At 67.3% G+C, this 24,568-nt stretch carries 24 protein-coding genes; 14 read left to right on the plus strand and 10 right to left on the minus strand.

What is annotated here, in order from left to right; all coding sequences use genetic code 11:
- Window positions 1–78: 78 nt before the first annotated feature.
- The 6 genes from leuB to VGV37_RS19695 form a co-directional block, all read right to left on the minus strand.
- The gene (gene leuB / locus VGV37_RS19670) at window positions 79–1,152 is read right to left on the minus strand and encodes a 3-isopropylmalate dehydrogenase (RefSeq protein WP_326881447.1); all 1,074 of its coding nucleotides are present in this window, start codon (window positions 1,150–1,152) and stop codon (window positions 79–81) included.
- Window positions 1,153–1,168: 16 nt separating this feature from the next.
- Window positions 1,169–1,768 carry a 3-isopropylmalate dehydratase small subunit gene (gene leuD / locus VGV37_RS19675; protein ID WP_326881448.1) on the minus strand — a complete coding sequence of 200 codons (600 nt, stop codon included), beginning with the start codon at window positions 1,766–1,768 and terminating at the stop codon, window positions 1,169–1,171.
- A complete protein-coding gene (gene leuC, locus VGV37_RS19680; RefSeq protein ID WP_326881449.1) occupies window positions 1,765–3,189 on the minus strand; it encodes a 3-isopropylmalate dehydratase large subunit in 1,425 nt (474 codons plus the stop codon). Before leuC ends, leuD begins: the two co-directional genes overlap by 4 nt.
- Window positions 3,190–3,310: 121 nt before the next feature.
- Window positions 3,311–3,955, minus strand: a complete 645-nt coding sequence (locus VGV37_RS19685) for an arylsulfatase (protein WP_326881450.1) — start codon at window positions 3,953–3,955, stop codon at window positions 3,311–3,313.
- 127 nt (window positions 3,956–4,082) lie between these two features.
- Complete coding sequence (locus VGV37_RS19690) at window positions 4,083–4,334, minus strand: CsbD family protein (protein WP_326881451.1); 252 nt, start codon at window positions 4,332–4,334, stop codon at window positions 4,083–4,085.
- 48 nt (window positions 4,335–4,382) lie between these two features.
- Window positions 4,383–4,550, minus strand: a complete 168-nt coding sequence (locus VGV37_RS19695; protein WP_326881452.1) for a DUF3309 family protein — start codon at window positions 4,548–4,550, stop codon at window positions 4,383–4,385.
- 247 nt (window positions 4,551–4,797) lie between these two features.
- Between VGV37_RS19695 and VGV37_RS19700 the strand changes: the two genes are divergently transcribed.
- The 10 genes from VGV37_RS19700 to VGV37_RS19745 all read left to right on the plus strand — a co-directional run bounded on the left by VGV37_RS19700 (window position 4,798) and on the right by VGV37_RS19745 (window position 15,466).
- Entirely contained in the window at window positions 4,798–7,407 is a 2,610-nt protein-coding gene (locus VGV37_RS19700) for a hybrid sensor histidine kinase/response regulator (protein ID WP_326881453.1), read from the plus strand.
- Entirely contained in the window at window positions 7,400–8,314 is a 915-nt protein-coding gene (locus VGV37_RS19705) for a diguanylate cyclase (RefSeq protein WP_326881454.1), read from the plus strand. Before VGV37_RS19700 ends, VGV37_RS19705 begins: the two co-directional genes overlap by 8 nt.
- An 83-nt stretch (window positions 8,315–8,397) precedes the next feature.
- On the plus strand, window positions 8,398–8,742 hold the full coding sequence (locus tag VGV37_RS19710; protein ID WP_326881455.1) for a cell envelope biogenesis protein OmpA: 345 nt from the start codon (window positions 8,398–8,400) through the stop codon (window positions 8,740–8,742).
- Between the two features lie 96 nt (window positions 8,743–8,838).
- The gene (locus VGV37_RS19715; RefSeq protein ID WP_326881456.1) at window positions 8,839–9,465 is read left to right on the plus strand and encodes a LysE family translocator; all 627 of its coding nucleotides are present in this window, start codon (window positions 8,839–8,841) and stop codon (window positions 9,463–9,465) included.
- A gap of 326 nt (window positions 9,466–9,791) precedes the next feature.
- Window positions 9,792–10,952, plus strand: coding sequence for an ABC transporter substrate-binding protein (locus VGV37_RS19720; protein WP_326881457.1), 1,161 nt, complete (start codon window positions 9,792–9,794; stop codon window positions 10,950–10,952).
- Window positions 10,953–10,966: 14 nt separating this feature from the next.
- The gene (locus VGV37_RS19725; RefSeq protein ID WP_326881458.1) at window positions 10,967–11,878 is read left to right on the plus strand and encodes a branched-chain amino acid ABC transporter permease; all 912 of its coding nucleotides are present in this window, start codon (window positions 10,967–10,969) and stop codon (window positions 11,876–11,878) included.
- Window positions 11,871–12,848, plus strand: a complete 978-nt coding sequence (locus VGV37_RS19730; protein ID WP_326881459.1) for a branched-chain amino acid ABC transporter permease — start codon at window positions 11,871–11,873, stop codon at window positions 12,846–12,848. The genes VGV37_RS19725 and VGV37_RS19730 overlap by 8 nt, the downstream gene beginning before the upstream one ends.
- Entirely contained in the window at window positions 12,845–13,612 is a 768-nt protein-coding gene (locus VGV37_RS19735; RefSeq protein WP_326881460.1) for an ABC transporter ATP-binding protein, read from the plus strand. Before VGV37_RS19730 ends, VGV37_RS19735 begins: the two co-directional genes overlap by 4 nt.
- A complete protein-coding gene (locus VGV37_RS19740) occupies window positions 13,612–14,313 on the plus strand; it encodes an ABC transporter ATP-binding protein (RefSeq protein WP_326881461.1) in 702 nt (233 codons plus the stop codon). The genes VGV37_RS19735 and VGV37_RS19740 overlap by 1 nt, the downstream gene beginning before the upstream one ends.
- 4 nt (window positions 14,314–14,317) lie before the next feature.
- Window positions 14,318–15,466 (plus strand): alpha/beta hydrolase, encoded by a 1,149-nt coding sequence (locus VGV37_RS19745; RefSeq protein WP_326881462.1) that lies wholly within the window; start codon window positions 14,318–14,320, stop codon window positions 15,464–15,466.
- Here VGV37_RS19745 and VGV37_RS19750 read toward each other — a convergent pair.
- Both VGV37_RS19750 and VGV37_RS19755 read right to left on the minus strand, forming a co-directional pair.
- Window positions 15,459–16,208 (minus strand): enoyl-CoA hydratase/isomerase family protein, encoded by a 750-nt coding sequence (locus tag VGV37_RS19750; protein WP_326881463.1) that lies wholly within the window; start codon window positions 16,206–16,208, stop codon window positions 15,459–15,461. The two genes, VGV37_RS19745 and VGV37_RS19750, sit on opposite strands and share 8 nt — an antisense overlap.
- A complete protein-coding gene (locus VGV37_RS19755) occupies window positions 16,205–17,512 on the minus strand; it encodes a hypothetical protein (protein ID WP_326881464.1) in 1,308 nt (435 codons plus the stop codon). The genes VGV37_RS19750 and VGV37_RS19755 overlap by 4 nt, the downstream gene beginning before the upstream one ends.
- A 48-nt stretch (window positions 17,513–17,560) precedes the next feature.
- Between VGV37_RS19755 and VGV37_RS19760 the strand changes: the two genes are divergently transcribed.
- Both VGV37_RS19760 and VGV37_RS19765 read left to right on the plus strand, forming a co-directional pair.
- A complete protein-coding gene (locus VGV37_RS19760; protein ID WP_326881465.1) occupies window positions 17,561–18,292 on the plus strand; it encodes a TetR/AcrR family transcriptional regulator in 732 nt (243 codons plus the stop codon).
- Window positions 18,293–18,502: 210 nt separating this feature from the next.
- Complete coding sequence (locus VGV37_RS19765) at window positions 18,503–18,823, plus strand: hypothetical protein (RefSeq protein WP_326881466.1); 321 nt, start codon at window positions 18,503–18,505, stop codon at window positions 18,821–18,823.
- 91 nt (window positions 18,824–18,914) lie between these two features.
- Here VGV37_RS19765 and rocD read toward each other — a convergent pair whose 3' ends face one another.
- Together rocD and VGV37_RS19775 are read right to left on the minus strand one after the other, a co-directional pair.
- A complete protein-coding gene (gene rocD, locus VGV37_RS19770) occupies window positions 18,915–21,017 on the minus strand; it encodes an ornithine--oxo-acid transaminase (protein WP_326881467.1) in 2,103 nt (700 codons plus the stop codon).
- 112 nt (window positions 21,018–21,129) lie between these two features.
- Complete coding sequence (locus VGV37_RS19775) at window positions 21,130–21,564, minus strand: Lrp/AsnC family transcriptional regulator (protein WP_414638043.1); 435 nt, start codon at window positions 21,562–21,564, stop codon at window positions 21,130–21,132.
- A gap of 246 nt (window positions 21,565–21,810) precedes the next feature.
- Here VGV37_RS19775 and VGV37_RS19780 point away from each other — a divergent pair, with 246 nt between their 5' ends.
- Complete coding sequence (locus VGV37_RS19780; protein ID WP_326881469.1) at window positions 21,811–23,913, plus strand: mechanosensitive ion channel family protein; 2,103 nt, start codon at window positions 21,811–21,813, stop codon at window positions 23,911–23,913.
- Window positions 23,914–24,049: 136 nt separating this feature from the next.
- Window positions 24,050–24,562, plus strand: a complete 513-nt coding sequence (locus tag VGV37_RS19785; RefSeq protein WP_326881470.1) for a MarR family transcriptional regulator — start codon at window positions 24,050–24,052, stop codon at window positions 24,560–24,562.
- Window positions 24,563–24,568 lie beyond the last annotated feature (6 nt).

Here is a 24,568-nt window from a genome sequence, read left to right on the forward strand (position 1 = left end):
TCTTGGCGGTACTGGGATTTTTCGGTCTGCGGTAAGCCGGACGGCGTCCGATGACGCCGTCCTCGCCCCGGTGGTGACCTAGACGTCATGCTCCAAAGCGGCGACCACGGCATCGCCCATTTCCGTGGTGCCCACCTTGCGGGTGCCGGGCTGGTAGATGTCGGCCGTGCGATAGCCGGCGGCCAGCACCGAGCGAACCGCCCGCTCGACGCGGTCGGCCTCGTCGGGCCGGTTCAGCGAGTAGCGCAACAGCATCGCCGACGACAGGATCGAGGCCAGCGGGTTGGCGATGTCCTGGTCGGCGATGTCCGGTGCGGAGCCGTGGACCGGCTCGAACAGGCCCAGCGTCCCTTCGCCCATCGAGGCCGAGGGCAGCATGCCGATCGATCCGGTCAGCATCGCCGCCGCGTCCGACAGGATGTCGCCGAACACGTTTCCGGTCACGATGACGTCGAACTGGCGCGGGTTGCGGATCAGCATCATCGCGGCCGCGTCGATGTAGAGATGGCTCAGCTCCACGTCGGGATACTCGCGCCCGACCTCCATCACGACCTCGCGCCACAGCTGCATCGTCTCCAGCACGTTGGCCTTGTCGACCGAGCACAGCTTGCCGCGACGCTTGCGCGCGGTCTGGAATCCCACATGGGCGATGCGCGCGATCTCGTCCTCGCTGTAGCGCATGGTGTTGATGCCGATGCGCTTGCCGTCCTCGACATGGACGCCGCGCGGCTCGCCGAAATACAAGTCTCCGTTCAGCTCGCGCAGGATCATCATGTCGACGCCCTCGACGATCTCCGGCCGCAGCGTCGAGGCGCCGATCAGTTCCGGGAACAGCACGGCGGGGCGGAAGTTCGCGTAGAGCGACAGGGTCTTGCGCAGCTTCAGCAGGCCGGCGCCGGGCCGCTTGCTCCGATCCGGCAACTCGTCCGTCGGGCCGCCGACCGAGCCGAACAGGATCGCATCGGACTGGCCGGCGATCTTCAGGGTTTCCGGCGGCAGCGGCACGCCGGCGGCATCGACGCCGGCCTGGCCGATCGGCGCTTCCTGCATTTCCAGTTCGAACCGGTTGCTGGCGATGGCGCGCAGCACCTTCACCGATTGCGCCGTCACTTCAGGTCCGATGCCGTCGCCCGGCAGGACTGCGATCTTCATGGGGTCGTCTCCTCGATCATCTGTTTTCACGGCCGTAACGGTTTTCGAAGGCCGCGATCTGGTCGACCTGGGACAGGGTGAAGGCGAGCTCGTCCACCCCGTTCAGCAGGCAATGTTTGGCAAAGGGATCGATCTCGAAGCCGTGGCTCGAGCCGTCCGGCAGGACGACTGTCTGGCTCGGCAGGTCGATCTGAACTTTGGCGCCCGGGTCGGCGTGCAACTGGGCGATCAGGTCGCTCACGACCGCCGCCGGCAGCACGACCGGCAGCATGCCGTTCTTCACGCAATTGTTCTTGAAGATGTCGCCGAAGCTTGGGGCGATCGCGGCCATGATGCCGTAGTCGTGCAGCGCCCAGACCGCGTTCTCGCGCGACGAGCCGCAGCCGAAGTTCTTCTCGCCGACGACGATCCGCGAGGCGCGATAGGCCGGCTGGTTCAGCACGAATTCGGGCCGCTCGCTGCCATCGGCCGCGAAGCGCAGGTCCCGGAACAGGCATTCCGCCAGGCCCAGGTCGCGATCGCGGCTGAGGAAGCGGGCCGGGATGATCTGGTCCGTATCGAAATTGGGCCGGTCGATCGGCAGGGCCGTGGCCTCGATCTCGACGAAGGGGGTCATGCAGCACCTTCCAGCCGGCGCACGTCGGTCAGGTGTCCGGTCACCGCCGCCGCCGCCGCCATCGCTGGGCTCATCAGGTGGGTGCGGGCACCCGGGCCCTGGCGCCCGACGAAATTGCGGTTGGAGGTCGAGGCGCAGCGCTGGCCCGGCGCCACGATCTCGCCGTTGGTGCCGAGACACATCGAGCAGCCGGCCTCGCGCCATTCGAAACCGGCGTCGGTGAAGACGCGGTCGAGGCCCTCGGCCTCGGCCTGAAGCTTGATCAGGCCGCTGCCGGGAACGACCCAGGCCGTGATGCCTTCGGCGACCTTGCGGCCGGAAGCGACCGCCGCAGCCGCGCGCAGATCCTCGATCCGGCTGTTGGTGCAGGAACCGATGAACACCCGGTCGACCGGCACTTCATCCAGCCTGGTGCCGGGTGTCAGGCCCATGTAGTCGAGCGCGCGCCGCATGCCGTCGCGGCGCTCTGCATCGGGCTCGGCGGCAGGATCGGGAATGATGCCGCTGATCGGCAGGGCGTTTTCCGGGCTGGTGCCCCAGGTCACCATCGGCTCGAAGCTCGTTCCGTCCAGCGTCACTTCGCGATCGAAGACGGCGCCCGGATCGGTCGGCAGCCGGCGCCAGCGCGCGACCGCGGCATCCCAGTCGGCGCCCTTCGGCGCATAGGGGCGGCCGTGGAGATAATCGAACGTGACGTCGTCGGGCGCCACCATGCCGGCGCGCCCGCCAGCCTCGATCGACATGTTGCAGAGTGTCAGGCGCCCTTCCATCGACAGGCCGCGGATGGCGCTGCCGGCATATTCGATCACATGCTCGGTGGCGCCGGCAGCGCCGATCCTGGCAATGATGCTGAGGATCATGTCCTTCGCCGTCACGCCGGCCGGCAACGAGCCGTCGACCTGGATCTTGAACGTGCGCGGCTTGCGTTGCCACAGCGTCTGGGTCGCCAGCACATGGGCGACCTCGGTCGAGCCGATGCCGAAGGCCAGCGCGCCGACCGCGCCGTGGGTCGAGGTATGGCTGTCGCCGCAGACGAGCAGGGCGCCGGGCTGGCTGAGGCCCTCTTCCGGTCCGATGATGTGCACGATGCCCTGGCGCGGATCGCCCAGGCCGAACAGCGTGACGCCCGAAGCCGCGGTGTTCTGCACCAGTTGCTCCACCATGCCGCGCTTTTCCGGATCCGGGATCCGGGCGATGGCGCGGGTGTCGGTCAGCACATAATGGTCGGGGGTCGCGAAGGTGCGACCGGGCACCCGCACGCCGACGCCACGACGACGCAGGGTCTGGAAAGCCGGTGCCGAGCCGTCGTGGATCAGGTGGCAGTCGACATAGAGCAGGGTCTGGCCGTCGGGCCGTTCCAGGACGCGGTGGCGCGACCAAACCTTTTCGAACAGCGTGCTCGGTGACGTCTCGACCGGCATGCGAACTCCTCCTCAACCCCCGGCGCTCATCGGCCGTTGGGCGGGAGACTAGCCGCTGCCCCGGAGCCGGCGGCATCGTATTTGAGCAGCGGGCCGTCGCATTCCGCGATCCGTCCGGGGTCTAGCCGCCGCTGGAAAAGCCCAGCCGGCGGCGCATTTCCACGACTGCGCAATCGGGCGTGGTCAGGACCGGCTTGCCGGTCGCGGCTGCCACCGCGTCCGCCGCCCGGGCGAGACTGAATTGGGCGAGGGCGATCACGTCGCAATCCGCCAGGCCACGGGCGGCAAGGGCGGTCAGGCGATCGTGCTCGGCACCGTCGCCGCGATCGAGTGCCGCCATCGCGCCCTCGATCAGCCGGGGAACCACCGTCACGGGGGCCGGGAATTCCGGCGGCATCGAGGCGAGCGTCGGGGCGAAGCTGGCCAACAGGCCGATGCGGCTGCCGCGGGCGACGGCGTCGTTGATCATGGCCTCGTTCGGCTTCAGGACCGGCATGGGAGCCAGGGCCGCGGCACAGGCCTCGATGCACGGCCCGAAGGCGGAGCATGTGAACAGCAGCCCGTCGGCACCACCATCCGCCGCATAGCGGGCGAGCGTCAGGAAGCGGTCGGTCATGGCCGGGGTCAGTCGGCCATCGCGCGCCAGATCCGCGGAAAGCCGATCGTCGAGCAGGTTCTGCAACTCGGCTTCGGGCCACAGCCGCGCGAAAGCGGTTTCGATCGGCACGATCGAATGACGCAGGGCGTGAATCAAGGCGATACGCATTCGGACGAACCTCATCCCCGGACAATCGCCCCTTTCATCTCATGGCGGATGGGGCGGGGGAAGGGGGTGCCCGGCAGCAAAAAGCCGCCGACCCCGAGGTCGACGGCTCCTCGCCTTGCCATTCGGACTATCGACGAGCGGCGTACAAGCCGACCAGGAAGCCCACGCCGGCCGCGGCCAACAATGCCGTGATCGGCTGCTCGACGGCAAAGCTGCGCGCGGCATCGATTGCGGCGCCGTAGTTCTCCTGAACTTCACCGGCGGCGGCGCGAGCCCTGCCGCTGAGTTCGGCCTTCGCCGAGCCGGTCAGTGCGCCGGCGGCACTTTCGATCCGGCCGATGACCCTGCGGCCGGCGCCTTTCACCTGGTTCTCATCCACGACGATTCTCCTATCGGATTTGAGTGAAGGTCTGGGCGATCGCTCTGGTTAAGCGCCCCAACCCATGTGGGGACCGCCGAACAGGGCGAGCACGACCAGGACGATCAGTATGACGCCGATGATGCCGATGCCGCCGCCGCCATAGTAATTCCGGCGATAGCCGTAGAACCCGCCGCCGCCGAACAATAGAATCAGAATGATGATGAGTAGAAGCATAGCGGTTCTCCCGAATTTCTTCATGGATAGAACGCGGTCATGCCGAGGTTCGTTCCACGGTCCGGTTGCCGATGTGCCATCGGCGCCGATGCCGATCTGATCTCTCAGCGGGTGCGGCTCCGCGAAAAGGCGACAGCAGCAAGGTATTGGTTGAGCGGGATGCCGGATACTGGGTAATCTTTGCGGCGCGACCGCTGCGATCGAACCGGCTTTCGAATATTTTCAATAGGGTGGAGCCGTTTCGTTCATGACCGTGGATGCCAGCCGCGCGGAATCACGATGGAACGGCGTCGGCTTCCGGCTCATTGCGACATTGCTTACCGGCTTCGGCCTGTCGCTCGTATCCGCCGCCGTCGCCATCTATGTCCTGCTCGCACAAGATTTGGCCTGGGGCAGCAAGCCTGGCCTCTGCGCAATCGCGGCCGCCATTCTGCCGATCGCGGCTGCGGTCACGATCCTGGCGGCTATCTCGATCGTCCGTGCCTTCACGGGCCGCCTGTCCGCTTCGGATGAGGCCGCGCGGGAAGCGGTGTCGTCGCGGGACGAGGCGTTGCGTGCGCTGGGCGCGGCGCGGGCGGAGGTCGTGGAGGCTCTTCGGGCGAAGAGCGACTTCCTGGCCAATATGAGCCACGAGATCCGGACGCCGCTGAATGCCATCATCGGCTTCGCGACGCTGATGCGGCCGACCAGGCTGGCGCGGACCCAGGCTGAATCCGTCGAGAAGATTCTCCAATCCGCGGAGCATCTGTCGCGAGCGATCGACGACATTCTCGATTTTTCCAGGATCGAGGCTGGCCGGTTCGATCTGGACGAGAGCGCGTTCGACCTTGGCGAAGCGCTGGATACGGTCGCGGAAATTCTGAGTGCGAGCGCCAGCAGCAAAGGCATCGTATTCGACCTCGCCCTGCCCGACGCCTTGCCGCGCGCGCTGCGCGGCGATCGGCTTCGTCTGGTTCAGGTACTCGTCAACCTGGCCGGCAACGCCATCAAGTTCACCGAACGGGGCAGCGTGGTCGTCGCCGTCAGCCTGGTCGAAAAGGAGGAGGGCGCGGTCCGCCTGCGATTTTCCATCCGCGATACCGGCATCGGCATGACACCGCTGCAGGTGCAGAACCTGTTCGGAAAATTCCACCAGGCCGACGCGTCGGTCACGAGACGCTTCGGCGGAACCGGCCTGGGACTGGCGATCAGCAAGCATCTCGTCGAACTGATGGGCGGCGAGATCTCGGTGACGAGCGAGCCTGCCATCGGCAGCACCTTCGCCTTCGCGCTGCGGCTCGGTTGCGAGGAGGATGAACAGCGGCACGACTTCATCCTGCCCGACGGGATCGAGCGCCCACATATTCTGTTCGCCGACGGCGATCCGCATTCGCAGGCGCGCGTCGCGGGGTGCCTCGACAAGCACGCCCTCTCCTACGTCGCGGTCGCGACCGGCCGGGCCGCGATCGAGGAATGGTCGCGCGCGTCGCCGCCGTTCGATCTGGTCATCCTGGACGAGGCGCTGACCGATGCCGATTGTGCCACGACCGCGATGGAGATCGTCCGCCTTGCGGGCCGGCTGCGCCCGCCGCTGCTCCGGCTGGCCGACCATATCGGCCGCCGCACGGGAAACGATTGGCTGTTCGCGCAGACCTTGGCGAAGCCGATCCGTCCGGCGGATCTTCTGGACGGCATCGTCCGGGCGTTGGAGCAGCCGGGCGGCGCATCGGCCGAACCCGAGATCATGGTCAGCCCGTCCGAGGAGTGGCGCGATCTGCGCGGACGGCGCATCCTGCTGGTCGACGATCAGCCGCTCAATCGCGAAATCGCGACGGTCTTCCTGAAGCAGCAAGGTGTGCTGGTCGAAGCGGTGAACGGCGGCCGCGAGGCGGTCGATCGCGCGATCGGCTCGGCGCCCGGCTATTTCGACGCGGTGCTGATGGACGTGCAGATGCCCGATATCGACGGGTTCCAGGCGACCCGGCTGATCCGCAAGACCCATTCGGCCGAAGACCTGCCGATCATCGCCATGACCGCCCATACGCTGGATGAGCAGCGCAACGCCTGCCTCGAAGCCGGGATGAACGACCATGTCGCCAAGCCCATCGAAGTCAAGCGGCTGTGGGGCACGCTGCGCCATTGGATGAAGCCGCGCGCCGAGACGCCGGCCGATGCGGTGAAGATCGGCGCCGTCGAGACCGAAATTCCGGCGGATGCAGGTGCCGCCATCTCCGGATTGCCGGTCCGGCTTGCCGGGTTCGATCTCGCGGCCGGTGTCGCCCATGCAGGCGGAGATGCCGTCCTGTTCAAGAAACTGCTCGCCGATTTTCCCAAATGGGCACGGGCCTCGGAAGCTCAGATTCAGCAGGCACTGATCCGGACCCCACTCGCCGGCCAGGATCTGCGCGATGCGGAGCTGGCGGCCCACAGCATCGTCGGCATGGCGGCTTCCATCTCGGCCGTCTCGGTCGCGTCCACTGCGCGCGCGTTGGAGCGGACATTGAATCGCGGAGAAACCGCCGGGCTCGACGACCTGTTCCGTCGGGTCCAGGCGGCGCTCGACGAGGCGTGCGGCAGCATCGACCGCATTTCGCAAGCGCCCGGCGCCGGCGGACGGACGATCGAACCGGCGACGGCGTCGGAGGAGTTCCCATGGCACGACCGGCGTGCCGCTCTGACCCAGATCGTCCAACTGCTCGAACGCCAGGATTTCGAGGCGGAGACGCGGTTCCACGAATTCCTGCGCCATGCCCCGGATCGGGGGGCGTCCCGCGAATTGAAGGCGATCGGGCGGGCGATCGAGGAACTGGACTTCCGGCGTGCGGCCTTCATCATGCGCGGCTTGCTCGAGACGATCGACGAGGTCTCTCATGGCTGAAACCCAGACGATCCTGATCGTCGACGACGAGCCCTTCAGCCTCAAGCGGCTGCAACAGGCGTTTCACGGGCACTATCGGGTGCTGTTCGCGACCAATGGCGAGGACGCGCTGCGGATCGCGGCGCGGGAGCAGCCGGACCTGATCATCCTGGATGTGATGATGCCGGGCATGAACGGCTACGAGGTGCTGCGTCATCTGAAGGAGGATGAGCGCTTCAAGCTGACGCCGGTCGTGTTCCTGACCGGCAAGGACCAGCAGGCGGACGAGAAGACCGGCCTGGAAATGGGTGCCGCCGATTACTGGGCGAAGCCGGTCAATTTCGACATCGCCCGCATCCGGGCGCGCAACCACCTGGAACTCAAGCGCCATCGCGATACGCTGGCCCAACTGGCGCTCACCGACGGCCTTAGCGGCATTCCCAACCGGCGCGGCTTCGATGAAACGCTGGAGCGGGAATGGCTTCGCAGCGTCCGCGCCGGCTGTGCGATGTCGCTGCTGCTGATCGACATCGATCATTTCAAGAGCTTCAACGACAATTATGGCCATCCGGCCGGCGATGCGTGCCTGCGCCGGGTCGCAACGCTCATCGACGAAACCCTCAATCGGCCCGGCGACTATGTCGCGCGGTATGGCGGCGAAGAATTCGCCTGCATCCTGCCGGAAACCGACCAGGCCGGCGCCTTCATCCTGGCCGAATCCCTGCGTGCCGCAGTCGCGAGCGAGCGGATCGACCATCATTTCGCGCCCACGGTCGACTACCTGACGATCAGCGTCGGGCTTGCGACCGTGATGCCCGACCGCCAGCGGGAAATGGCCGATCTTGTCGAACTGGCCGACAAGGCGCTCTATGCTGCCAAGCGCAACGGCCGCAACGTCGTCGTTGCGGCGCCCGAGATCCTTTCATGATCGAGCCGCGGGCTCGATCGGAACGGCCGGACCGCCCGCCGCGTTCAATCATCACGGGGGCCATTCCCCGTCGGAGACGCCGAATGAAGAAACGGCTGCTGATGCCCTGTGTCGCCGCCCTGGCCCTGTCGATGGGGCTCGCGGCCTGTACGGACCCCTATGATCCTGGCCAGCGTGCGGTCGGCGGTGGCCTGCTCGGCGCCGGTGCCGGTGCCGCCCTCGGCGCGGCTGCCGGTGGCGGTCGGGGTGCCGCGACCGGTGCGCTGATCGGCGGTGCGGTCGGCGCGATCGGCGGTGCGGCCACCACCCCGCCGCCGCCGCGTCCGACCTATTATGCGCCGCCTCCACCGGCGCCCGGCTACTACCCGCCCCAGCCGGCGCCAGGCTATTACGCGCCGCCACCGCCGCAAGGCTCCTACTACCAGTAGGCGCGGACGATTTAATTCTGCGGGACCGGTAAAGCTGACAGTCGATGTCAGCTTTACCGGTCTAAACTGCTGCCTCCGATATCGAGGCAGGACGACATGAACCCGAACATCGCTCTGCTGGCGTCTCTCGCCGCGGTGAACCTGGCCGCCGCGGCGACGCCGGGTCCGAATTTCCTGTTGATCAGCCAATCGGCCATGCGCCATGGGCGGCGGCCGGCCCTGGGTGCGGCACTGGGCGTTGCGACCGCGTCGATCGTCTGGTGCATCGCCGTGACGACCGGGCTTGCCCTGCTGTTCCAGATCGTGCCCTGGCTGTCGGGCCTGCTCCGGATCGGCGGCGGCGTCTATCTGATCCAACTCGGGATCAGGCTGTGGCGGTCGGCGTCTGCATCGAGCCATTCCGGCACGATCGATTTCCACCGTGCCGCCTTCGGGGCGAGCTACGCCAAGGGGCTGCTGACCAATCTGCTCAATCCCAAATCCGCCGTCTATTTCAGCAGCGTGTTCGTCCTGTTCATCGGGCCGGGATCACCCGGGTGGCTCTGCGTGGCGGCGGGGGCGGTCGTGGTGGCGAGCGGCTTTGCCTGGGACGGCGCGGTGGTTCTGCTGTGTTCGACGACGCGTGCCGTGCGCCTCTATCGGCGGGCGGAGCGGGGCTTGACCCGGGCGGCCGGCGGGGCGATGGCGCTGTTCGGCCTTGGCCTGCTGCTCAAGCGGGATTGATCGCGGGCGGGCGCCGCCGGCCGTGCGCTATCGTGCGGCAAGGTCGGGCACCGACGCAGCCCCAATCTCGGTGCTCCGGGACGATGGCAAAGTACGCGATTCGCACGCGCTGCACCTGCTGATCGAGGCCAAAGGTGGGCCGCCAGATCGGCGACCTGGTTCGCGCGAGCGAAGATCTGAGCGCCGCCCGTAAGGCGCCCTGTTCGGCGTTAGCGCGGCACGCTTCTTTTCGCTGGCGGGGAACGGCTGAGTTTGGTCTGCTGGGCGCCAATCAATCCGGGAAAATCCGGAAGATGCCAACGGGGGTTCGGGCGATGGGAACAGGGATGCGGACGTTGGGCGCGATCGCGCTGGCGGTGGGGGTCTCGTGCCAGGCATTTGCGGCCGAACCGGTCAAGATCGGCATGATCACGACCTTGTCCGGTCCGGGCGGTTATCTGGGTGAGGAGGTGCGCGACGGCTTCCAACTGGCGATCGATCAGGAGGGCGGCAAGCTGGGCGGCGTGCCCGTCGCGGTCGAGGTCGAGGACGACGGCCTGAAGCCGGGCAACGCCAAGGACATCGCGCAGCGCATGCTGACCAGCGAGCATATCAAGGTGATGACCGGCATCATCTTCTCGAACGTCGCCGGCGCCACGGTGCCCGATATCCTCGATGCCGGCGCCTTCTACCTGTCGCCGAACGCGGCGCCGTCGAGCTTTGCCGGCAAGGACTGCAACAAGAATTATTTCGTCGTCGCCTGGCAGAACGATTCGCTGCATGAGTCGGCCGGGCAATACGCGAACAACCTCGGCTACAAGAAGATGTTCATCCTCGCGCCCAACTATCAGGCGGGCAAGGACGCGCTGGGCGGCTTCAAGCGCACCTACAAGGGTGAGATCGCGGGCGAGGTCTATACCAAGCTCGACCAGACCGATTTCGCGCCGGAGCTGGCGCAGATCCGCGACGCGAAGCCGGACGCCGTGTTCCAGTTCGAGCCGGGCGGCCTCGGCATCACCTTCCTGAAGCAATATGTCCAGGCCGGTCTCATGGACAAGATCCCGATGGTGCTGGCGGCACCCTCGATGGATGCACGAACCCTGGGCGCGGTCGGCGACGCGGCGCTGGGCGTGCAGGTCTCGTCCCATTGGAATTCGGACTTCGACAATGCGGCGAGCAAGCAATTCGTCGCCGCCTACGAGGCGAAGTTCCATCGCACGCCGACCTACTACGCCAGCCAGGGCTATGACACCGCCCGGCTGATCGGCAGCGCGCTGAAGGCCGTGGGTGGCGCCGTCGACAAGACGGATGCGTTCCGGGCGGCGCTGCGCAAGGCCGATTTCCAATCGGTGCGCGGCGCCTTCAAATTCGGCGTCAACCAGCACCCGATCGAGGATTGGTACGCGCTCAAGGTCGTGAAGGGCGAGGACGGCAAGCCGATCCTGAAGACCATGGGCAAGATCTTCGAGGCCCATGGCGACGCTTACGCCGCCGAGTGCAAGATGTAGCGGATCCGCCCGGCATGCTGCTGGCCGAACAGATCCTCAACGGCGCGCAGTTCGGCATCATGCTGTTCCTGCTCGCCGCCGGCTTGACCTTGGTGTTCGGCATCATGGGCCTGATCAATCTGGCCCATGGCTCGCTCTACATGATCGGCGCGTTCGCCGCCGCCTGGGCCGGCGATCGGACCGGGTCGTTCCTGGCGGCGCTCGTCGCCGGCACGATGGCGGCCGCGATCATCGGCATGATCGTCGAGGCGGCGGTGCTGCGGCGGCTCTATGCGCGCGATCACCTGGACCAGGTCGTCGCCACTTTTGGACTGATCCTGTTCTTCAACGAGGCCGCGACCATGCTGTTCGGCCGCCAGCCGCTGTTTGCCCGCATGCCGCCGTGGCTCGCGGGCTCGGTCGAACTGCTGCCGGGTGTGCCCTATCCGGCCTATCGCCTGGCGATCATCGCCGTCGGCCTGCTGGTGGCACTGGGCCTGTACCTGCTGGTCGCGCGCACCAGGCTCGGCATGCTGATCCGCGCCGGTAATTCCGATCGCGAGATGGTGCGGGCGCTGGGCGTCGACATCGGGCTCGTCTACACGCTGGTGTTCGGCCTGGGCGCGCTGCTGGCCGGGCTCGCCGGCGTCATGGCCGGACCGGTGTTCTCGGTGCAGGTCGGCATGGGCGAGCAGGTGCTGATCCTGACTTTCGTCGTCATCATCATCGGCGGCATCGGCTCGGTTCGCGGCGCCTTCATCGGCGCGCTGCTGGTCGGCATGGTCGACACCCTGACCCGCGCGTTTCTACCCGGCCTGTTGAAGACCCTGCTCAGCACGTCCGACGCCGACGCGGTCGGCGGTGGCGTCTCGTCCATGGCGGTCTATCTGCTGATGGCGGCCATCCTGCTGTGGCGGCCGCGCGGATTGTTTCCCGCCCATGGGTAAGCTCACCCGCGAACGCGGCCTGATCCTTGCCGGGTTCGTGCTGATCCTGGCCTATCCCTGGGGCGTCTCGGCGGTGGGCCAGCCATTCCTGATCGGGCTCGGCACGCGGATTCTCGTCATGGGCCTGGCGGCCGCCAGCCTCGACCTGATCGTCGGGTTCGGCGGCATGGTCAGCTTCGGTCACGCCGCGTTCTTCGGCATCGGCGGCTACGCGGTCGGCATCCTGGCGTTCCATGCGCACGAGGACACGGCGTTCCTGGGCCTGATCCCCGGCACCAACCAGGCGCTCGTCGCCTGGCCGGCCGCCTTCGTGCTGGGCGGGCTGGCGGCGCTGGCGATCGGCGCGCTGTCGCTGCGCACCGCCGGCGTGCATTTCATCATGATCACGCTCGCCTTCGCCCAGATGCTGTTCTTCCTGTTCGTCTCGCTGAAGACCTACGGCGGTGACGATGGCCTCAGTTTTCGGCCGAGGAATCTGCTGCCGGGCCTCGATACCCGGGACGAGACGAGCTTCTATTACGTCGTCGCGGCATTGCTGATCGGCTTCCTGGTCCTGGCGCGCCGGCTGCTCGACGCGCGCTTCGGCATGGTGCTGCGTGGGGTGCGCGAGAACGAGCGGCGGCTGGCGGCGCTCGGCATCCCGCCCTATGGTATCAAGCTCGCGGCCTTTGCCCTGTCGGGCGCGGTCGCCGGCCTCGCCGGCGCGCTGATGGCCAACCAGGTGCGCTTCGTCAGCCCCGAGTTGCTGCATTGGACCAAGTCCGGCGACCTGCTGATCATGGTCATCCTGGGCGGGCTCGGCACACTCTATGGTTCGGTGCTGGGCGCCGCCGTGCTGATCCTGCTGGAGACTGTGCTGGCGGCCTGGACCGAGCATTGGATGATCGTGCTGGGGCCGATCCTGGTGGCGCTGATCCTGTTCGCGCGCGGCGGCCTCTGGGGTGTGCTGGCCGGGACGCGCCGGTCGTGACGGCGCTGCTCGAAGCCCAGGGGTTGGTGAAGCGCTTCGGCGGGCTGGTCGCGACCAACAACCTGTCGCTCGACGTCCAGGCCGGCGAATGCCATGCGCTGATCGGGCCGAACGGCGCCGGAAAATCGACGCTGATTGCCCAACTGGCCGGGGAATTGCCGTCCGACGCCGGTTCGATCCGGTTCGACGGCCAGGACGTCAGCCGGCTCGGCATGGCGGCGCGGGCACGGCGCGGGCTGGTCCGCTCCTTCCAGATCACCGCCGTGCTGCCCGAATTCACCGTGCTGGAGAACGTGGCCCTCGCGGTCCAGGCCCGGCTCGGCCGGCACTACGGCTTCTGGCGCCGGGCGGCCGGTCAGCCGGCGCTGCGCGATCCGGCGCGGCAGGTGATCGAGGATATCGGGCTGACCGCGCGGGCGGGAGCGAAAGCGCGCGAACTGGCCCATGGCGAACAGCGGCAGCTGGAACTGGCCATGGCGCTCGCCACCGAACCGAAGCTGCTGCTGCTCGACGAGCCGATGGCCGGCATGGGGTCGGAGGAATCCCGCCGCATGGTCGCGTTGCTGCAGCGCCTTAAGGGTCGCGTCTCGATGCTGCTGGTCGAGCACGATATGGACGCAGTGTTCGCGCTGGCCGACCGGGTCACCGTGCTGGTCTATGGCGGCGCCGTCGCGACCGGTACGCCCGCCGCCATCCGGGCCGATCCCGTCGTGATGGAGGCCTATCTGGGCACCGACGACGGCGGCTGGGAGGGGGCGGCCTGATGCTGGTCGTCGAAGGACTCCAGGCATCCTATGGTCGAAGCCAGGTGCTGTTCGACATCGTGCTGGGCATCGACGCCGGCGAGGTCGTGACCCTGCTCGGCCGCAACGGCATGGGCAAGACCACGACGATCCGGGCGATCATGGGGTTGAACCGGCCGAAGGCCGGTTCGATCCGGTTCGACGGCCGCGAGATCGCGGGCCTGCCGCCGGAGCGGATCGCGCGCCTGGGCATCGGCCTGGTGCCGGAGGGCCGGCGCGTATTTCCGACCCTGACCGTCCGCGAGAACCTGGTGGCGACCGCGGCGTCGGGCCGGCATCGCGCCGACCCCTGGGATCTCGATCGGATCTATCAGCTGTTCCCGCGCCTCGCCGAGCGGCGCAAGCAGCGCGCCGGCACCTTGTCCGGCGGCGAGCAACAGATGCTGGCGATCGGCAGGGCGCTGATGACCAATCCACGCCTGCTGATCCTCGACGAGGCGACCGAGGGGCTGGCGCCGCTGGTCCGGGCCGAGATCTGGCGCTGTCTGGCACTGCTGAAGGCGGAGGGCGAGGCCATCCTGGTGGTCGACAAGAACCTCGCCGCCTTGAAACGCCTGGCCGATCGCCACGTCATCATCGAGAAGGGCCGGACCATCTGGAGCGGCGACACCGCGGGCCTCGATGCAGCGCCGGAACTGACGCAACGAAGCCTGGGAGTATGACGCGATGATCCAACTGGGACCCCTGAGCGCTGTCCACGACCATCCGATGGAACAGTTGCGCCAGACGCTCGACCAGTTGCGCTTGGCGCTGATCGGCGCCGGCTGCGGTCCCCATCACATGACGGGCATGGTCTGGGCCACGACGGAGCCGGCCCTGTTCGATCCGGCCGACCTGACCGTCGATCTCGCCTATCGCGAGGTGTTCGCCGGCTTCCGGCCGCCGATCACGGTGGAATGGGCCGCGCCAGGCAGCCCGCGGCTCAGCATCCGCGCGGAGGCGCAGCGACCGGCACCACCGCCTGCGGGTGCGCTCTGGCGCGGCTACGACCTGCCAAACCTGATCCGCGAATATAGCCCGCGCGTCCAAGTGCCGGCCGTGGCGCCGATCTTCACGAGATGTCGGGAGGAGGGCGCCGCTTTCTTGAGCGCCCACACTCATCGGGAAATCGCCTATGGCGCCGGTCCACGCGAACGGCTCGATCTGTTGCGGCCCACGGGCATCGCCGAACCGCGCCTGCATGTCTTCATCCATGGCGGCTATTGGCAGGCGATGGACAAGGGCAATCACGTGCAATTCACCCGCGCCTTCCTGGAGGCCGGCTATGCCGTCGCGGCCTTGAACTACAGCCTGGTGCCGGACAAGCCGCTCGACGGTTTGGTCGAAGAGATCCGTGCGGCACTGGCCTTCCTCTGGCGCCAGGCGCCCGCGCTGGGGCTGGCGCAGCTGCCGTTCGACCTTGCCGGCCATTCCGCCGGCGGCCATCTGGGGGCCATGGCCGTCGCGACCGACTGGACGGCGCAGGGTTTGCCGCCCGACCTCGTCGGCACGGCGACGCTGCTGAGCGGGCTTTACGAACTGGAGCCGCTGACCCATCTGCCGATGGCTGCGCTGCTCGGGCTCGACCGGGTCCGGGCCCATCATCTCTCCCCGACCCATCTGCCGGCGCCGGCGACACGCATCCTGCTGGCGGTCGGCGAGCTGGAAAGCGACGAGTTCAAGCATCAGACGGCGCTGCTGGGGGAGGCTTGGCACATTCCGGCCGAGCGTCGTCAGATCGTGCCAGGCCGCAACCACTTCACCATCGTCGACGAGTTCGCCGAGGGGCCGTTGGCGCTGGCAGCGCTCGCCAACGCGGCACCGTCGGTCATTTGAACGCGCCGATGCGCGCTGCCGTCGCCGGGTCGAGAAAGCCGCGCACCGTCGCATCCGTCTCGGCCGCCATCGCGGGCGCGAGCGCATCGCGCCGGGCGAGGATCCGGCGCAGGTCGCGGACGGGACCGACGGGCAGGGCGGCGATGCGACGCGCCAAGTTTAGGGCCTCGTCACGCAAGGTCGCGTCCGGCACGACCTTGTAGACGAGACCCCATTCCCGGGCCTGGGCCGCGTCGAACCGCTCGCCCAGCATGATCAGTTCGCGCGCCCGCTGCAGGCCGACCAGCCGCGGCAGGAGTTCGCTGACGCCGCCGGTCACGAATACGCCCCAGGCGATTTCGGGGAAGAAGAACCGCGTGCCCTCGGCCGCGATGGCGAAGTCGCAGTTGATGACCCATTCGAGCCCGCCGCCGACCGCCCAGCCGCGGATCGCGCCGATGATCGGCGTGTCGCCGAGCACCAGGTTGCGGGTGACGTCCTGGATGCGCTCGATGTAGGCGCGTGTACCGGGTTCGTCGGCCGCCTGGGTGCCGAAATCCTTGAGATCGTCGCCCGAACAGAAGGCGCGTCCGGCGCCGGTCAGCACGATAGCGCGGATCGCCGGGTCCCGGTCGGCCGCTTCCAATGCGTGGTTGAGGTCGTCGAGCAACTCGGGAACGATCGCGTTCAGCCGGTGCGGCCGGTTGAGCGTGACGATGCGGACGCCGTCGCCCGCGTCCTCGGTCAATATCGTTCCGGTCACGGCTTGTCCTTTCTGATCACGCGGCGGGTCTTGCCATCGGTTCGAGGCAGGTTGCCGAACGGCAGCAGCGTCACGCGGGCGGTGAGGCCGAGGTCGCGCTTGATGGCGGCGGCAATGCCCTCGGCGAGCCCGGCCGGCGCTGGGACCACGGACTCAGATAGCTCGACTTCCACCGGCAAAACATCGTAGGGACCCGGACCTTCCAGGACGATGCGGTACTCGCCGGATAGTGCCGGCTCTTGGTTCAGCACGGCGGCGACCTGGGTCGGAAAGGCGTTGAGGCCGCGGACCACGACCATGTCGTCGCTGCGGCCGACCACGCGAAAGCGCGGCGCGGTCCGTCCGCAGGATGCGATCCCGGTTCCGGTCAACAGGACGATGTCGCCGGTCCGGAAGCGGACGAGCGGCTGGCATTCCCGGCTGACGTGGGTGAGCACCAGTTCGCCGCGCTCTCCGGCGCGCCAGGGCAGCAGCGCGCCGGTGTCGGGAGCGATCAATTCCGGATGCAGCACGTCCAGTGCCACGAAATGGAGATCGCCGTCCTGCTCGGTCTGGCCGGCGAAATTGCAGAACACATCGGACACGCCGTAATTCGCATTGCGCGCGGCAAAGCCCCAAGTCGCCTCGATCCGCCGGCGGAATTCCGGGTCGTCGAGACCGGCTTCACCCCCGAACAGGCCGAGCTTCAGCCCCAGGTCGCGCGGCTTCAAATCGGGGAAATACTCGGCGATGACCCGTTCGAGCACGGCCGGATACGACGGGGTGCACGAGATCGCGGTGATGCCCAGTTCCAGGATCGTCCGGATCAGTGCTTGGGTGTCGCCGACACCGAACGGGACGACGGTGGCGCCGGTCGCCTCGAGCGTCGTGTGGTCGGTGAAACCGCCCATCCACAGGCGATAGTTCAGGCAATGGATGACGCGATGACCGGGTCCGAGGCCGCTGGCCGATTGCGCCCGGGCGCCGACGATCGCGGTTTCCCGGGCGTCGCGCGCCGACAAGGCCAGGTTCATGGCGGTGCCGGTCGTGCCTGAAGTGCGATGGACCCGGGCGACGCGGTCCACGGGTGCGGCGAGATAGTCACCGAACGGCGGTGTCGCGCGCTGGCTCCGGCGCAGCATGTCTTTGTCGGTGAATGGCAAGTCGGCCAGCGCTTCCAGGCGCAACGGCGCGGGTTTGCCGTCCCAGGCTCGCTGATAGAACGGCGAGGCGGCGAGCAGATGGTCGCGCTGCCGGTCCCACTGGGCCTGCCGGTGGGCGGACAGGATCTCGAGATCGGCATAATCCGCGCGGTCAATCAGCATGCCGGCCTCTTCGTTAAATGACATTGACGTCATTTTCATTTTTATTTTGTGACTGTCCACACCGCATGTCAACCTGCCTCCATCATGGATCGGGAAACAGCTTCTTCGGACGGCTTTTCCGCGGCGCTATCGGCGGCCGCGACGGGTGCCGGGCTACGCAAGACCGAACGCACGCGCCTGCGCCTGCTCGCCGCGACGGCTGCAAGGCTGGAGGCCGGCGAAGAGCATGCGGCGCTTCGGGTGTGCGACATCGCGGGCGCGGCCGGGGTCGCCCACGGCACGTTCTACCGATATTTCGTTGATCGACGCGCGGTGGTCGAGGCGCTGGTCGAGGATTTCACGCTGTTCCTACGCGATCGGCTTGGGCAGGTGCGGGACGGGGAGCCGGGGTCCCGTCCGAGAGTGCGTTCCGCGACGCTCGCCTATGTCCGGCTGTTTCGCGCCAACACCGGCCTGATGCGCTGCCTGATGGACCTGGGGCCGGAGAGCGCCGGCTTTCGCGAGCGGTTCCACGCCCTGAACCGGATCTGGAACGGCCGGGTGGCGACGTCGATCGCTGCCCGACGAAGCATGATGCCCGGAGCATCGCCGGTCGCCCCGGCTGCGATGCTCCCCACGGCGTACGCACTCGGCGGCATGATCGATGAGTTTCTCAACCAGGCCTACCTGCGGCGGGATCCGGCGCTTGCCGGGCTGGCGGCCGATGAAAATGCCGTCGGCGACCTGCTCACCGAACTTTGGTGCCGAGGTGCCTATGGCGACGAGGAAGCGGAGTGTTGATCGTTATCAGCGCTGAAGACCTGTCCATTTTGCCGAATTTACAATCAACAGGTCTTGGCACCCCCCGCCACGCCGACGATACTGGGGGCGCAGTAGTATCGCTAAGCAACTTATCGATAGGCGGGCAACCAGATCATGGCTAACCCATTTAAAACGCTAAAAGGTATCTTCGGTAGAAAGTCGAAGAAGTCCGATATGAACACCGGACCCATGTATCCCGAACTGGTCGTCGTCTGGCCGGACGGGACCTGGAATATCGAAACGTCATCACGAGAGAATGCCACTTACGACGGTATAGCACGCGAGATCATCCTCGACTCCTGGGCGCAGGAAAATTTCCTCAAGGCCGAGGAACTGGCGGGGTACGCATTGAACCCCGGCATGGTCGGGACTTACCCACCCCAGATCCCCGGTGGCTGGAAGCCTTCGGAGAAGATGATCAAGCTCTTGTTCGCCAAAAAGAATTGGGAAGTGAGCAAGATGCATTACATGATCGGGCAGTTGGATCATCTGAAGAAGCTGCGTCCCTGAGCCGATAGACGGAGGCGTCCGGTCGTCGATGGCCCGTCGCAAGCATGACGGGTCATCGATATCGAATTGAGAGCGGCGCACCCGGGTGTGATCATCCCGCCAGCGCGTAATTGTCCAACCGCAGAGTGAGGCAATACGCCGACCCGCCGCTGCGGCCGAACGAGCCCAGCGGCACGCGATGCACGGTATAGCCGCGTGTCGTCAATTGTGCTTCGAGTGCGGGACCGCAATTGCCGAACACCAGATCTCGTCCGACCGCGACCGAATTGGCCGCGAGCGTCTCGGCATCGGCATCCTCGACCGCGATCAGCCGCTCCGGCCCGATCAGGTCGCGCATCAATTGCCGTCCTTCCTCGGTAAAGGCACCCGGGACATAGAGCACTTCACCGCCCGACAGCACGCAGAACGCGGTGTCGAGATGGTAGAAGCGCGGGTCGACCAGTTCGAGGGCGACGGTCGGCACACCATAGACCCGCCCGATCGTCGCCTGGGCCTCGGGCGACGAGCGCTGACCCCAGCCGGTCCACAGCATGCCGCGATGCGGGTCCCAGTAGCAGTCGCCAGCACCTTCGAAGAACACGCCGTCGGGAAGTTCGTGGATTTCATCGACCACGCCGTCGCGCTTCAGCCGGTCGAAGAAGATGCGGCCGTGGGCTTCCTCGCCCTGGCGCTCGGCGCATTTATAGCGGGCGAGCACCACCTTGCGGTCGAGCACCACGGCGCAATTGGCCGTGAACACCAGGTCGGGCAGACCCGGTTGCGCCGGCATGATCTCGATGTTGGCGCCGAGCGAGCGATAGGTGTCGTAGAGCTTCTGCCAGCCGACCCGGGCGTCGTGGGCCAGCGTTTCGGCCGAGACCGCCCAGGCCGCCGGGTCCATCCACGGGTTGATCTTGTAGCTGACCTCGTAATGCTCCGGCGGACACATCACCAGATGCGGGCCCTTGGCTGCCGGGCGCAGCGCGCTCGCGTGCGGAATACGGGCGGCCACCGTCTTCGGCGTCGCCTCGTGGATCGTCCGTTCGACCAGGTCCAGGGCCCAATCCAGTTCCTGTCGCGTGATGGTCAGCGGCGGGGCGAAGCGTACCACGGTCGCGTGGGTTTCCTTGGTCAGCAGGCCGCGCTCGGCCAGCCGCTCGCAGATCGCCCGGGCGTCGGCCAGCGCCGGATCGAGCTCCACCCCGACCCACAGGCCGGCCCCGCGCACGTCGAGGATGGCCGGCGAGCAGATCGCTGCGAGCCGCTCCTTCATGTGGCGTCCGAGAATGGCGCTGCGGGCGACCAGTTGCTCGTCCTCGATCACCGCCAGGGAGGCGAGCGCTACGGCCGAGGCCAGCGGATTGCCGCCGAAGGTCGACCCATGGCTGCCCGGAGTGAACAGGTCCATGATCGCCGCCTTGCCAACGAACGCGGAGACCGGCAGCAGCCCGCCGCCGAGCGCCTTGCCCAGGATCACCCCGTCGGGCAGCACGTCTTCATGCTGGTAGGCGAACCATTTCCCGGTCCGGCCGAGGCCCGACTGCACCTCGTCGAGAATCAGCAGCACGTTCTCGCGGTCGCACAGCCGGCGCAGCCCCTTGAGGAAGCCGGCGGGTGGCATGCGGATGCCGGCCTCGCCCTGGATCGGCTCGACCAGGATCGCCGCCGTGTTCGGGCCGACCGCGGCCTCGAAGGCGGCGAGGTCGCCGAACGGCACGATGCGGAAACCGGGTGTGAAGGGCCCGAAATCCTGGCGATAGGCGTCTTCACTGGAGAAGCCTACGATCGTCGTGGTGCGGCCGTGGAAATTGCCGGAGGCCACCAGGATCTCGGCCTGGCCCTCGGGAATGCGTTTCACCTGATAGCCCCAGCGGCGCGCCGCCTTGATCGCGGTCTCGACCGCCTCGGCGCCGGTGTTCATCGGCAGCACTTTGTCGAGGCCGGTCAGACGAGCCAACCGCTCCATCAGGGGGCCGAGCTTGTCGTTCATGAAGGCGCGCGACGGCACCGCCAGCCGGCCGGCCTGCTCGACCAGCGCCGCGACCAGGCGTGGATGGGAGTGGCCGGGGCTGACGGCGGAATAGGCGCTCATCATGTCGAGGTATTTGCGGCCCTGGTCGTCCCACAGCCAGACGCCTTCGCCGCGGGTCAGGACGACGGGGATCGGATGATAATTGTGCGTGCCGTAGCGTCGCTCGAGATCGCCGAAATCCATGATCCGCCCCCTTGTTCCGATGCCTACCATTGTAGGATCGGAAGGGCGGCAGGTGCGGCCGAAGCGCGCGAGTCGCACAGCAGGACCGGCTGCGAACGACCGGCCGAGCCTCCTAGTTCTGCTGTGCGGCCCTGTCGAGCAGGGCGACCGGATAGCCGGCGAAGCGGCGCACCCGCTTCATCACGAAGCGCGAATTGATGCGCGCGACGCCCACCGCCGGTTCGTCGAGCCAGGCAGTCGTCAGTTCGTTGTAGCGATCGAGGTCCACGCAGACCATCTGGGCCAGATAGTCGAACTGGCCGCCGACCAGGAAGCTCTCGACCACCTCGGGACAGTCCGCCAGGTGGCGTTCGAACGCGGCGAGCGCGTGGGTCGCCTGGCTCTTGAGCGTGATTTCGGCAAAGGCATGGACCAGGTCGGGCAACTGCCCGATCTCGATGACGGCCCGGTAGCCCGAGATCAGCCCGGCCGTCTCAAGTCTCCGCACCCGTTCCAGGCAGGGCCGGGGCGACAGGCCGATCTTCTCGGACAGGCGCTGGTTGGTCATGCGCCCGTCCCGCTGCAATTCGGCCAAAATCTTCAGGTCTAACGCATCGAGCTTCCTGGGCGGCACGGTCGGATCAATTCTCGGTTACGAGGGGCTGCCGTCGGCGGGGGTGGATTTCCGACGATGGCCGATCGGTCTATTGTCGGTGGAGTGGCGCGCCAAGTCCAGGCGGCCGGAACGTGCAAAGCCGCCGCCGTCGGAGCATGCTGGCTCGATGGTGCGACGTCTGTTGAGTGAGGGGGCCTAATGGCGAAGCCAGCGCTGGCGCAGGCGGCCGATCCGGCGGTGACGGCGGATCACGCGACCGCGGTCCACGGCGCCCTCGGCCATGGGCTCGGCGGCCAGCCGTTCAGCGGCATGATGATCCATCTCGGCAAGTCGGCGACCGAGCTCTGGACCGCGATCAAGGCGATGCTGGCCGACGCCTCGCGGGTGCCGAACCTGACCCATCAGGCCGCCTCGCTGCTGACCGACGACGGCGAGCTGGGCTCAGTACCTTTCGTCCTGGCGTGCCTTGCCGGCATGGTGCTGACGGCGCTGATCGCGGCCGCCCTGGTCCATCGGCTGCTGCGGCCGGAGCGGCGCCGGCTCGCCCATATGGTGGTCGACCGGGCGGCCAAGGGCATCCTGCTCGGGCTCGAAGGTCTGCTGGTCGACCTTCTGCCGCCGGCCGCCTACCTGCTCGCGTGCAGCCTGCTCTATAATTTCCTGTTCACCGCCCATGGCCTGATCTTCGTCGGCACCGATGTGTTCCAGGGTTTCGCCAACGCCTTCGTGCAGAGCTCGACGATCGGCTGGGCCGCCTACGTCATCCTCAGCCAGCCGTTCGCGGCCGACCGGCCGAACCTGCGTCTGGTGCCGCTCGACGACGTGGCGGCTCGGCAGGCGCGGCGCGTCCTGGCGCGGATCATCGCGACCGCCATGGTGCCCTGGATCGTTGCCGAGGGGCTGTTCTATCTGTGGTTCGGCGACGGGCTGCCGCATCTCATCATCATCACGGCGAGTTTCGTCGTCGGCCTGATGTGCCTTCGCGCGCTCTATGGCCTGCGTCCCCACCTGAACGGCTTCGCCCGCTACTGGCATTCGCTGGCCGTGCTGAGCGTGTTCGGGCTCGGTGCCACCTGGATCTTGGGCGTGCTGCTGCTGCCGATGCCGCCGTTCGACCGGGTGCTGGGTACCCTGATCGTGCTCGCGGCCATGCCGGCCTTCGACAGCATGGTGGCGCTGGCACTGCGGCAGGTGAAGGAACGGCTGCTGCGCCGGCACGCCGAGGCGCGGCTGATCTTCGTGCCCGGCGACGAGGGCGAGCCCTTGCAGCCGGTGGCGCAGCCGGCCGAGGGACCGCAGGAGACGACCGAGCAACTCCGCGCGATCGATGCCTTCACCGAAGTCCTGCACTACGCCGCATCCTGGGTGTTCCTGCTCGCCGCCGGCGCGTTCCTGGCCCGTCTCTGGTCGCTCGATGTCATCCGGATGCTGGGCGCGCGCGACGCGCGGACGATGCTGGGCGTGCTGTTCGACGCCGGCGTGACCCTGCTGATCGGCTGGTACGTCTGGCGCCTGTTCGAGACCGGCCTCACCGTCGCCTTGAGCCGCGAGGCGAGCGGGCCGGGCAGCCGGGCCAGCACCGTCCAGCCGCTGTTGCGCAGCATCGGCATGATCGTGATCGCCGCCGTTGCCCTCATGTGGGCCCTGTCGGTGCTCGGCCTCAACATCGCGCCGCTGCTCGCCTCAGCCGGCGTGGTCGGCATCGCCATCGGCTTCGGCGCGCAGACCCTGGTCAAGGACCTGTTCTCCGGTGCGTTCTTCCTGATCGAGGACGTGTTCCGCATCGGCGACTATATCGAGGCCGGCACCGCCAAGGGCACGGTGGAGAAGATCACCTTCCGAACCGTGGCGCTGCGCCACCAGAACGGCCCGTTGCATTTCGTGCCCTACGGCTCGCTCGGCAGCGTGCGCAACAATTCGCGCGACTGGGTCATCGACAAGTTCGAGATCCCGCTGCCGACGGAGGTCGATAGCGAGACGGTGCGCCGGATCGTGAAGCGCATCGGGATCGAAATGCTCGAGCATGACGAGCTGGCCCAGCACATCATGGCGCCCTTGAAGGCGAAGCTCTACCGCATCCAGCCCGGTGCCAAGATCTTCCGCTGCAAGGTTCAGACCCCGCCCGGCAAGCAGTTCGAGATCCGGACCGAGGCCTACCGCCGGATCGAGCAGGCCTTCGCCGAGGCGAACATACCGTTCGCCAGCAATATCTCGTCGTCGGTCATCGTCCACGCGGGCCATCCCCCGGCCCAGGACGACGCGCCGCTGCATGCGGTCGAGGACATCCGCGCGGCAGAGTAGACGGGGGCACACATCACGGTCGTTCCCGTATGCGCGGGAATGACCGTGAGCGGGGCTATCTTGATAGCCAAGCTGAGAGCGCCTTGACCAAATCATGGCATAAATATACTTTATATATGAAATATATGGAGCCGCCATGCCGCTCGGTTTCGAGGCCGCCGCACCGGACCGGGAAAGTGCCGTCGCCGAGGATGACCGGTTGCAGCTGCGCCTGTGGCTGCGGCTGCTGACCTGTACGGATCTGATCGAGAACGAGGTCCGCGGGCGGCTCCGGAGCGAATTTGCGACCAGCCTGCCGCGGTTCGACGTGCTGGCGCAGTTGGAGCGGGCGCGCGACGGCATGACTTTGAGCGCACTCTCGTCCCGCCTGATGGTGTCCAACGGCAATGTCACCGGCCTGGTCGAGGGCATGGTGCGCGACGGGCTGGTCGAACGGCGCGCGAACCCGGCGGACGGGCGCAGCGCGCTCATCAGTTCGACCGCCGTGGGCCACGCGCTGTTCGCACGCATGGCGCCGACTCATCAGGCCTGGATCGATGGCCTGATGGGTGGGATGAGCCGGGCCGAGATGGTGCTGCTGCTCGAGCTGCTGGGCAAGCTCAAGCAGTCGGTCCAGGGAGGCGGAGCGTGGAAACCGTTTCTGGTCTGAAGTTGT

The organism is Aliidongia sp., assembly GCF_035943795.1.
Classification (GTDB): Bacteria; Pseudomonadota; Alphaproteobacteria; order ATCC43930; family CGMCC-115725; genus Aliidongia.

Coding starts and splice junctions, on each gene's coding strand:
- leuB (WP_326881447.1), bottom strand. CDS start 1,152: ATGAAGATCGCAGTCCTGCCGGGCGACGGCATCGGACCTGAAGTGACG.
- leuD (WP_326881448.1), bottom strand. CDS start 1,768: ATGACCCCCTTCGTCGAGATCGAGGCCACGGCCCTGCCGATCGACCGG.
- leuC (WP_326881449.1), bottom strand. CDS start 3,189: ATGCCGGTCGAGACGTCACCGAGCACGCTGTTCGAAAAGGTTTGGTCG.
- VGV37_RS19685 (WP_326881450.1), bottom strand. CDS start 3,955: ATGCGTATCGCCTTGATTCACGCCCTGCGTCATTCGATCGTGCCGATC.
- VGV37_RS19695 (WP_326881452.1), bottom strand. CDS start 4,550: ATGCTTCTACTCATCATCATTCTGATTCTATTGTTCGGCGGCGGCGGG.
- VGV37_RS19700 (WP_326881453.1), top strand. CDS start 4,798: ATGACCGTGGATGCCAGCCGCGCGGAATCACGATGGAACGGCGTCGGC.
- VGV37_RS19705 (WP_326881454.1), top strand. CDS start 7,400: ATGGCTGAAACCCAGACGATCCTGATCGTCGACGACGAGCCCTTCAGC.
- VGV37_RS19710 (WP_326881455.1), top strand. CDS start 8,398: ATGAAGAAACGGCTGCTGATGCCCTGTGTCGCCGCCCTGGCCCTGTCG.
- VGV37_RS19715 (WP_326881456.1), top strand. CDS start 8,839: ATGAACCCGAACATCGCTCTGCTGGCGTCTCTCGCCGCGGTGAACCTG.
- VGV37_RS19720 (WP_326881457.1), top strand. CDS start 9,792: ATGCGGACGTTGGGCGCGATCGCGCTGGCGGTGGGGGTCTCGTGCCAG.
- VGV37_RS19725 (WP_326881458.1), top strand. CDS start 10,967: ATGCTGCTGGCCGAACAGATCCTCAACGGCGCGCAGTTCGGCATCATG.
- VGV37_RS19730 (WP_326881459.1), top strand. CDS start 11,871: ATGGGTAAGCTCACCCGCGAACGCGGCCTGATCCTTGCCGGGTTCGTG.
- VGV37_RS19740 (WP_326881461.1), top strand. CDS start 13,612: ATGCTGGTCGTCGAAGGACTCCAGGCATCCTATGGTCGAAGCCAGGTG.
- VGV37_RS19745 (WP_326881462.1), top strand. CDS start 14,318: ATGATCCAACTGGGACCCCTGAGCGCTGTCCACGACCATCCGATGGAA.
- VGV37_RS19755 (WP_326881464.1), bottom strand. CDS start 17,512: ATGCTGATTGACCGCGCGGATTATGCCGATCTCGAGATCCTGTCCGCC.
- VGV37_RS19765 (WP_326881466.1), top strand. CDS start 18,503: ATGTATCCCGAACTGGTCGTCGTCTGGCCGGACGGGACCTGGAATATC.
- rocD (WP_326881467.1), bottom strand. CDS start 21,017: ATGGATTTCGGCGATCTCGAGCGACGCTACGGCACGCACAATTATCAT.
- VGV37_RS19775 (WP_414638043.1), bottom strand. CDS start 21,564: ATGACCAACCAGCGCCTGTCCGAGAAGATCGGCCTGTCGCCCCGGCCC.
- VGV37_RS19780 (WP_326881469.1), top strand. CDS start 21,811: ATGGCGAAGCCAGCGCTGGCGCAGGCGGCCGATCCGGCGGTGACGGCG.
- VGV37_RS19785 (WP_326881470.1), top strand. CDS start 24,050: ATGCCGCTCGGTTTCGAGGCCGCCGCACCGGACCGGGAAAGTGCCGTC.